This window comes from Kitasatospora sp. NPDC091257 (genome assembly GCF_044757675.1).
In the GTDB taxonomy this organism is placed as follows: Bacteria; Actinomycetota; Actinomycetes; order Streptomycetales; family Streptomycetaceae; genus Kitasatospora; species Kitasatospora lactacystinica.
The window spans coordinates 1-6,832 of sequence record NZ_JBIVVI010000416.1; the positions used below are offsets into that span (position 1 = coordinate 1).

Genomic DNA, 6,832 nt, shown 5'->3' on the forward strand with positions numbered 1-6,832 from the left:
GGGGAACCGGGGTGACCTCCTCGGATGTCCCCAGCGGAGGGGACTGGAGTTCGAGGCGTGGGAGCAAGCAGGACATGGGTCTGACGAGCCACAAGGTGCTGGCGCTGACCGCACTGATCGCGGTCGTGATGATGGTCGGCACGGTCTGGCTGTGGCCCAGACTCGCGAAGAAGACCTGGCAGGCAGTGCTCGGCCGGATCGGCGCACTGCTCGCCACCCAGCTCACGGTGCTCGCCGCGCTCGGCCTGGTCGCCAACAACTACTTCGCCTTCTACAGCAGTTGGGACGACCTGCTGGGCATCGGCGACACCGGCCCGGTGGTCATCCACAACAAGGCGGACGCCTCCGGCCGGCTGATGGTGGAGACGATGGGCCAGGCCGCGGTCAAGGGCGGCGGCGCGATGGGCCGCGAGCCCGGCCAGTCCGGCGAGATCCGCAGGATCAGGATCGACGGCGCGGTCAGCCGGCTGTCCACCGAGGGCTACGTCTACCTGCCGCCGCAGTACTTCCAGCCGGAGTACGCCCAGAAGCAGTTCCCGGCCGTGATCGTCAGCACCGGATTCCCAGGGATCGCCGAGAATCTGATCACCCGCTTCAACTACCCGGGTGCGGCGCTCAAGCTGCTGCAGGAAGGGCGGATGCAGCCGACCGTCATGGTCCTGGTGCGCCCCTCGCCCGCGCTGCCCCAGGACACCGAGTGCGAGGACGTCCCGAACGGCCCGCAGTCCGACACCTACTTCACCAAGGACGTGCCCTCGGCTATCCAGGCCAGCTACCGGGTCTCCTCCGACCCGCAGGCCTGGGCCTTCATGGGCAACTCGACCGGCGGCTACTGCGCGCTCAAGCTGGCCATGCGTCACCCGGACGTCTTTCCGACCGCCGTCGCCCTCTCCGCCTACTACGACGCGGCCGACGACCCCACCACGGGCGACCTCTTCGGCGGCAGCAAGCAGCGCCGCGACGAGGCCAACCTGATGTGGCGGCTGAAGAACCTGCCGCAGCCGAAGGTGTCCGTGCTGCTGGCCGGCACCAAGAAGGGCGACGGCAGCTACCGGCAGGAGACCGAGGCCTTCGTCGACGCGGTGCAGAACCCGATGAACGTCTCGTACAGCATGCTGGAGAACGGCGGCCACAACTTCGAGACCTGGAGCGCCCTGCTGCCCTCCTCGCTGGAGTGGCTGTCCCAGCACCTCAAGGTGCCGAACCAGACTGTATGAACCGACCCGGCCGCACCTGGCCTGGCCGAGCCTGGCCGGCGGCACCTGGCCGATCTGAACGACCGAACCCCCGGAGCCGCGGCCCCGGGGGTTCGGTCGGCCTGGCCGGCCAGGTTGTTAAGGTCGGCCGGGCCGTTCAGGAACCGTACGGCTCCCGCCCGGCGGTCCGGCCGCTCAGGCCACCCGCTCCAGCGTCCCGGTGTGCAGCTGGCCGACCCGGCCGCCCTCGCCCTCGAAGGTCCAGAAGGCCCGCACGGTCAGCTTGCCGAGGTCCATCACGTGGCTGACGGTGATCCCGCTCTGCTCCGTCCAGCTGATGAAGTAGATCTCCGGCGCGACCTCGGCGACGTGCAGTCGCACGTCCTCCCACTGGCCCGCGGACTCGCCGAGGCCCTCCCAGCGCAGCCGCGTGCCGTCGGCCGAGTAGGTGTTGCGGAAGGCCGCGCCGTTGTCGACCCGGAAGAGGTAGGTGCGGCCGGCGAAGGCGGGCAGGGGCGCGGTCATGGTGGGGCGGGTCCTCGTCTCTGTCAGGTCGTGGCGAGCGCCCGGTCGGGCTCGCCGCTCTTGTGCACGGCGGATGATGTCAGGCTTCCAATTTATCCGACCGGGCGCACTCGGTCAGGCACTCGCCACGGTACGGTCCGCCACGGCGCGGCCGCGCGTGTGCGGCTGGGGCGGGGCCCGGCTCGGGGGCTCTCCGGTCGACGTGGCGGCTCCCGGCGCCGGAGAATGTTCAACTCGACTGCCACGCAGGGCCGTTGATCGACACCACTGTGAGCTGCGCCCTCGCGGACCCCGCCGCCGGGACGTCCACCCCGGCCCCGGCGCCGACCACCACCCCGAGCACCCTGGCGCTGTCCTCCTCGGTCGCCGAAGAGGCGCTGACCTGGTCGGACGAGTTCAACGGCGCGATCAGCTGGGGCCACCTCCGGACCCAGCCACCTCCGGACCCGGCCACCTCCGGACCCGGCCACCTCCGGACCCGGCCACCGCCGGGACGGTTCCGCCGGCCGGGCCGGCCCCGCCGGCGGAACCGCGCGACTCAGGAACCGGCAGCCGCCTCGACCACCCTGATGTCGAACGGCTGCCGGTTGTTGCCATCGTTCCGGTCGTCCACGCTGCGCACCGTGACCGAGCCGCCGCTCAGTCTGCCCACCGGCAGTTCCGGGTCGAGCCGGACCGGGATGAGGGCGGTCGCGCTGCGCCCCTCCCGCAGCCCGGCTCCGAAGACGCACCGCACGACGCGGCCGTGGCCCGTCACCCGGCAGTCGGACGGGAAGTACGGGCCCTCCGGGCTCACGCCCTCCGGCAGGGTGATCACGACCGTGAACGGGGAGGCGGTGGTGTCCGGGCCCCCGTTGCCGACGAAGGCGTGGATGGTGGTGGTGCCGCCGGGCGTGGCCGGGTCCGGGTCGATGCGGACCACCTCCAGGTCGGAGTCGGACGGTCGGGCGGCGGCGGGTGCGGGCAGTGTGGAGGCTCCGGCCGCTTCCGAGCCGGTACCGCTACCGGTACCGGAAGCGGCCGTCCCCGCCCCGGGCTTGGCCGGTGCCGGCAGGGTGGAGGCCCCGGTCGTCACCGGCGCAGGCAGGATGGACGCCTCGGGCGTGCCCGTCGCGACGACCTCCACCGCAGGCCGGGGCTCGGGGCGTAGCAACGCCCAGGACGGGTCGGTGGCCAGTACCGTCACCGCGCACCCCGCCGCCACGGCCGCGACCAGCCCGGCTCCGCCGAACCCCCTGCCTCCCGCGGCACGCCGGCCGTCGCCCAACAGGCCGGCACTGCGCAGGCCACGTCCCCGCAGACCACGTCCCCGCAGGCGACGGCCCCGCAGGCCACCGCCCGCCGCGACGTCACCTGCCGCGCCACCGCCCGCCGCGCCACCGCCCGGCACGTCGTCACCCCGTACCCCGCCGCCACCGCCCTGAACGGCGCTCCGCACGTCCCGGTGCTGCTGCTCCATCCCCGCTCACCCTGCCCTCGCGTCCCGGCCGCCCGCGCCGTTGCGAGCCGCGTCGGCACCAGGGTGGCGGAGCCGCCGCCGGAGCCCGGCGGCAACCCGCCCGGCGTCCGCTCGAACGGATGACGCGGCACGCCGCTCCGACCGGGTCGACCGGGTCGACCGGCAACGGTGGTTGACGTGCCGTCAGGGTGCGAGGACCTGGCCCAGTCGGGTCGCGATCTGGTGCATCACCGGTACCAGCGAGGCGGCCCCGGCCTGCTCCTCCAGGGCCCGGATGCGGGCCTCCGGTCCGGAGACGGAGAGGGCGGTGGGCGTCGGCGCGCCGGGGACGGCGAGCGCGATGCACCGGACGCCGATCTCCTGCTCCTGGTCGTCGACCACGTAGCCGCGCTCGCGCGCCTCGGCGAGCTGGCGCATCAGCTCCTGCGGGTCGGTGACCGTGTACTCGGTGTGGGCGGGCAGGGGGTTGGGGCCGAGGACGGCGCGGGCCTCGTCCTCGGGCAGCTGGGCGAGCAGTGCCTTGCCGACGCCGGTGCAGTGCGGCTGCACCCGTCGGCCGACCTCGGTGAACATCCGCATCGAGCGGCGCGACTGCACCTGTCCGACGTACACCACCTCGCCGCCCTCCAGCACCGCCAGGTTGGCGGTCTCGCCGGTGGCCTCCATGAGCTCGGCCAGGTACGGGCGGGCCCAGCTGCCGAGCAGCCGGCCGGCGGTCTCGCCCAGGCGGATCAGCCGGGGGCCGAGGGTGTAGCGGCGCGCGGTGTCCTGGCGGACATAGCCCTGCTGGACGAGGGTACGAACCAGTCGGTGGATCGTCGGCATCGGGAGGCCGGAACTGGTGGAGAGTTCGCTGAGCGTGGCCACGCCTCCGGAGTCGGCCAGCGCCTCCAGGAGTTGGAAGGCGCGCTCGACGGACTGCACGCCGCCGCTCGCGCGCTCGGTGCCTGTCGTCGATGCTGGGTCGGGGGTCGCAACCACCGGCGTTTCCTTCACTGTCGGGGGAGGAGTAGAGTCCCGGCGACCTCTTCAACAAACCGTTGAAATTCTGTATCGCGGAAACTAGTCTCCACTTTACAGAATCGAACTCGCCGACAGGCGGGTTCCGATCGAGGAAGTTCCCCGGGGAAGTTCCTACCGGAGCTCCCTTCGCCAGGCTCAACCGTCTTAGGAGTGTCCTGCTCATGGCCGCAGATCAAGGGCCCCTCGGCGCCTCCCCCGCCGCTCCGGTCGTCACTGTCGCCGGTCCGCGCGTCCACCGGGCGGAGGGGGTGCTCACCCCGGAGGCGATCGCCTTCGTCGCCGGGCTCCATCGCGCCTTCGAGGGGCGCCGGCAGGAGCTGCTGGCCGGGCGCAAGGCCCGCCGTACCGAGATCGCCGCCGCCGGCACGCTGGGCTTCCTCCCCGGGACCGCCGGGATCCGGGCCGCGGACTGGAAGGTCGCCGAGGCGCCGCGCGCCCTCCAGGACCGCCGGGTCGAGATCACCGGCCCGACCGACCGCAAGATGGTCGTCAACGCGCTCAACTCCGGGGCGCGGATCTGGCTCGCGGACTTCGAGGACGCCACCTCCCCGACCTGGGAGAACGTGGTCGGCGGCCAGGTCAACCTGATCGACGCCTTCGAGGGCCGGATCGACTTCACCAGCACGGCCGGCAAGGCCTACACCCTCAAGCCCGCCGCCGAGCTCGCCACCGTCGTCGTCCGCCCGCGCGGCTGGCACCTGGACGAGAACCACCTGCTGGTCGACGGCACCCCGGTGGCCGGTGCGTTCGTCGACTTCGGGCTCTACTTCTTCCACAACGCCGCCCGGCTGCTGGCCAGGGGCGCCGAGGACCCCAACTCCGGCCCGTACTTCTACCTGCCGAAGACCGAGAGCCACCTCGAAGCCCGTCTGTGGAACGACGTGTTCACCCACGCCCAGGCCGAACTCGGCATCCCGTACGGCACGATCCGGGCGACCGTGCTGATCGAGACCATCACGGCCGCGTTCGAGATGGACGAGATCCTCTACGAGCTGCGCGACCACGCGGCCGGCCTCAACGCCGGGCGCTGGGACTACCTGTTCTCGATCGTCAAGAACTTCCGCGACGCCGGCGAGCACTACATCCTGCCGGACCGCAACAGCGTCACCATGGCCTCGCCCTTCATGGCCGCCTACACCCGGCTGCTGGTGCAGACCTGCCACCGGCGCGGTGCCCACGCGATCGGGGGCATGGCCGCGTTCATCCCGAGCCGCCGCGACCCGGAGGTCAACGCCTCCGCACTGGAGAAGGTCAAGGCCGACAAGGACCGCGAGGCCGGCAACGGCTTCGACGGCTCCTGGGTCGCCCACCCCGACCTGGTGCCGGTCGCCCGGGCCTCCTTCGACGCGGTGCTCGGCGGGCGGCCCCACCAGAAGGACAATCCCGGCCCGGCCGAGCCGGTGACCGCCGCCCAGCTGCTCGACATCGCCGGCGCCGGCGGCACCTGCACCCGTGCGGGGCTGCACAACGCCGTCCAGGTCGGGATCCGCTACATCGAGGCCTGGCTGCGCGGCCTCGGGGCCGTCGGCATCTTCAACATGATGGAGGACGCCGCCACCGCCGAGATCTCCCGCTCGCAGATCTGGCAGTGGATCCACAACGGGGTCGTGCTGTCCGACACCGGCGAGAAGACCACCGCCGATCTGGTCCGCACCCTGGTCGCCGCGGAGCTGGCCGAACTCCTCGCCGAGCTGGGCGAGGAGGCCTACGGTGCCGGCCGCTGGCGCGAGGCCGCGGAGCTCTTCGAACAGGTCGCCCTGGCCGAGGAGTTCGTGGACTTCCTGACCCTCCCCGCGCTGCCCCTGCTGGGCTGATCCCCACCTACCCGCCGGTGTCACCGCTGCCGTCCGCCGGGACGCGGCACTCCGGCGGTCCACCGCTCCGTTCCGTACGGCGACGAATCCGCCTGTCCTCTCGTCGCCGTACGGAACGGTCCGTTCCACGCAAGGAGTTCACCCATGGCGCGCATGTTCTTCAACGGCCAGGCGATGACCGGCGGCCCCTTCCACAGCAAGGTCGCCGACTCGCTGCTCGGGCCGGCCAGGACCGCCCCCGGCTACCGATTCTTCTCCATCGACCACAGCGGCGGGACGGACGTCTGCCCGGGGCTGCTGGCGGACCCGGAGGCGGGCACCGCGATCGAGGGCGAGCTGTACGACATCCCGCTGGAGCGACTGCGCGACGTCATCCTGCCGGGCGAGCCGCGCGAACTGGAACTGGGCGTGATCGAGTTGGAGGACGGCTCGGCCTGCCTGTCGATGCTGCTGGCCCGCGGCGAGGTCGAGCGCGGGGTGCACCGCGAGATCACCCACCACGGCGGCTGGCGCGCCTACCTCAGGACGATCGGACGCGAGGCCTGACGGCGGACGGCCCGCGCCGGCCGGGATGGATGACGGATGACAGCTGACAACTTTCATCATCTGTCATCTGTCATCCGTCCGCTGAAATCCGTCGCTGAAATCCGTTCGCCGAAAGCCGTCAGCCCCCCGCCGCGAGGTGCCGGCGCCCCGCCACCACCGCGTCGCCCAGCCGGCTGCGCCGGTACAGCACGCTGCGGCCGAGCCGGTTGCGCTCCAGCAGCCCGGCCGCCGCGAGCGCGCCCAGGTGGCGGCTGACCGCACCCGGGGTG

Annotated in this window: 7 protein-coding genes; 3 read left to right on the top strand and 4 right to left on the bottom strand. The window is 72.3% G+C overall.

What is annotated here, in order from left to right:
• The first annotated feature begins 74 nt into the window (after positions 1-74).
• On the top strand, positions 75-1,217 hold the full coding sequence (locus ACIQOV_RS20140) for an alpha/beta hydrolase (RefSeq protein WP_401050216.1): 1,143 nt from the start codon (positions 75-77) through the stop codon (positions 1,215-1,217).
• A gap of 174 nt (positions 1,218-1,391) precedes the next feature.
• Here ACIQOV_RS20140 and ACIQOV_RS20145 read toward each other — a convergent pair whose 3' ends face one another.
• The 4 genes from ACIQOV_RS20145 to ACIQOV_RS20160 form a co-directional block, all read right to left on the bottom strand.
• On the bottom strand, positions 1,392-1,721 hold the full coding sequence (locus tag ACIQOV_RS20145) for a MoaF-related domain-containing protein (RefSeq protein WP_359898547.1): 330 nt from the start codon (positions 1,719-1,721) through the stop codon (positions 1,392-1,394).
• 229 nt (positions 1,722-1,950) lie between these two features.
• Positions 1,951-2,121, bottom strand: coding sequence for a hypothetical protein (locus ACIQOV_RS20150; RefSeq protein ID WP_401050219.1), 171 nt, complete (start codon positions 2,119-2,121; stop codon positions 1,951-1,953).
• A gap of 138 nt (positions 2,122-2,259) precedes the next feature.
• Positions 2,260-2,907 carry a hypothetical protein gene (locus ACIQOV_RS20155; protein WP_401050222.1) on the bottom strand — a complete coding sequence of 216 codons (648 nt, stop codon included), beginning with the start codon at positions 2,905-2,907 and terminating at the stop codon, positions 2,260-2,262.
• A gap of 456 nt (positions 2,908-3,363) precedes the next feature.
• The gene (locus ACIQOV_RS20160) at positions 3,364-4,161 is read right to left on the bottom strand and encodes an IclR family transcriptional regulator (protein ID WP_359898544.1); all 798 of its coding nucleotides are present in this window, start codon (positions 4,159-4,161) and stop codon (positions 3,364-3,366) included.
• A gap of 203 nt (positions 4,162-4,364) precedes the next feature.
• On the opposite strand from ACIQOV_RS20160, the gene aceB reads away from it, so the two are divergent.
• On the top strand, positions 4,365-6,017 hold the full coding sequence (aceB, locus tag ACIQOV_RS20165; RefSeq protein WP_401050225.1) for a malate synthase A: 1,653 nt from the start codon (positions 4,365-4,367) through the stop codon (positions 6,015-6,017).
• Positions 6,018-6,161: 144 nt separating this feature from the next.
• Positions 6,162-6,563: a gamma-glutamylcyclotransferase gene (locus tag ACIQOV_RS20170; RefSeq protein WP_359898542.1), complete on the top strand. Its 402-nt coding sequence runs from the start codon at positions 6,162-6,164 to the stop codon at positions 6,561-6,563.
• The last annotated feature ends 269 nt before the right edge of the window (positions 6,564-6,832 follow it).

Coding starts and splice junctions, on each gene's coding strand:
- aceB (WP_401050225.1), top strand. CDS start 4,365: ATGGCCGCAGATCAAGGGCCCCTCGGCGCCTCCCCCGCCGCTCCGGTC.
- ACIQOV_RS20145 (WP_359898547.1), bottom strand. CDS start 1,721: ATGACCGCGCCCCTGCCCGCCTTCGCCGGCCGCACCTACCTCTTCCGG.
- ACIQOV_RS20140 (WP_401050216.1), top strand. CDS start 75: ATGGGTCTGACGAGCCACAAGGTGCTGGCGCTGACCGCACTGATCGCG.
- ACIQOV_RS20170 (WP_359898542.1), top strand. CDS start 6,162: ATGGCGCGCATGTTCTTCAACGGCCAGGCGATGACCGGCGGCCCCTTC.